Source organism: Teichococcus aerofrigidensis, assembly GCF_054073225.1.
Window position 1 is genome coordinate 1 of sequence record NZ_JBSXMU010000249.1, and the last position, 1490, is coordinate 1490.

Annotated in this window: 1 protein-coding gene; it reads right to left on the reverse strand. The window is 75.3% G+C overall.

Annotated elements, in window-relative coordinates:
• Positions 1-73 precede the first annotated feature (73 nt).
• On the reverse strand, positions 74-1490 hold a 1417-nt coding region (locus ACVMLK_RS20985), incomplete at its 5' end, for a GspE/PulE family protein (protein ID WP_457487536.1).

Consider the following 1490-nt stretch of genomic DNA (forward strand, 5'->3'; position numbering starts at 1 on the left):
GCCTCGAGCCGGCCCCGCAGGGTGCGGCCGTCGGCGGCGATGGCGACATAGTCGAAGCTGGGCGGCATGGCCTTCAATCCCCGCCCGCCACGCGCAGCACTTCCTCGACCGAGGTCTCGCCGGCCAGGGCCTTGCGCAGCCCGGTCTCGCGCAGGCTCGGCATGCCGGCCTGCATGGCGGCGGCGGCCAGGGCGCCGGCATCGGCGCGGCGCAGCACCAGGGCGCGCACTGCCTCGTCGACGAGCATGATCTGCAGGATGGTGGTGCGGCCGCGATAGCCGCTGCCGCCGCAATGCCCGCAGCCGCGCGGCCGGTGCAGCCGGATCGGGGCGCCGGCGGCCAGGCGGGCCAGGCCGAGCCGCGCGGAGAGGTCCGGCGCCGGCGTGAAGGCCTCGCGGCAGTCGGCGCAGAGGGTCCGCACCAGCCGCTGCGCCAGGGCACCGTGCAGCACCGAGGCGATGAGATAGTCCGGCACGCCCAGGTCCATCAGCCGCGTCACCGCCGAGGGCGCATCGTTGGTGTGCAGGGTGGCCAGGACGAGATGCCCGGTCAGCGCCGCCTGCACCGCCACCTGGGCGGTTTCCGGGTCGCGGATCTCGCCCACCAGCATGACATCCGGGTCGTGCCGCAGCATGGCGCGCAGGGCCTGGGGAAAGGTCAGCCCGATCTGCGGCCGCACCTGGACCTGGCTGACGCCCTCCAGGCGGTATTCCACGGGGTCCTCGATGGTGCAGACCTTCAGCCGCTGCCGGTCGACGGCGTTCAGCGCGGCGTAGAGCGTCGTGGTCTTGCCGCTGCCGGTCGGGCCGGTCACCAGCACCATGCGGCTGGTCTGCGCCAGCATGGCGTGCAGGGCGGCGATCTCCCCGGCCGTGAAGCCCAGGGCGGCGAAGTCGAGGGCCACGGCGCCGCGGTCCAGGATGCGCAGCACCGCGCCCTCGCCCTCGAGCGCCGGAATGATGGAGACCCGGAGGTCGACATCGCGCCCGCGCACGGCGACACGCATGCGCCCGTCCTGCGGCAGGCGGCGCTCGGCCACGTCGAGCCGCGCCATGATCTTGATGCGCGACAGCACGCCGGTGCCCAGACCGGACGCGATCAGGCCCGCCTCGCGCAGCACGCCGTCGACGCGCAGCCGCGCGCGCAGGCCGCTCTCCGTCGATTCGAGGTGGATGTCGGAGGCGCCGCTCTCCACCGCCTGCTGCAGCAGCGCGTTGACATGCCGGATCACCGGCGCCTCGCTGGCCTGGTCGCGCAGGCGGGTGGCGTCCTCGGGTGCGCCGGGCCGCGTCTCGGCCAGCGCCACCTCGGGCGGCGCCGCCGCCGCCTCGAGCTGGGCCAGGCCGGCCAGGATGACGGAGGGCGCGGCCACCGCCCGCCGCACCGTCCGGCCGGTGGCCAGGGCGGCCGCCTGCACCGCATAGGGGTCCAGCGGATCGGCCATGGCGAGCAGCAGCGCGCCATCCTCCTCCAGCCGGACCGGATAGGCC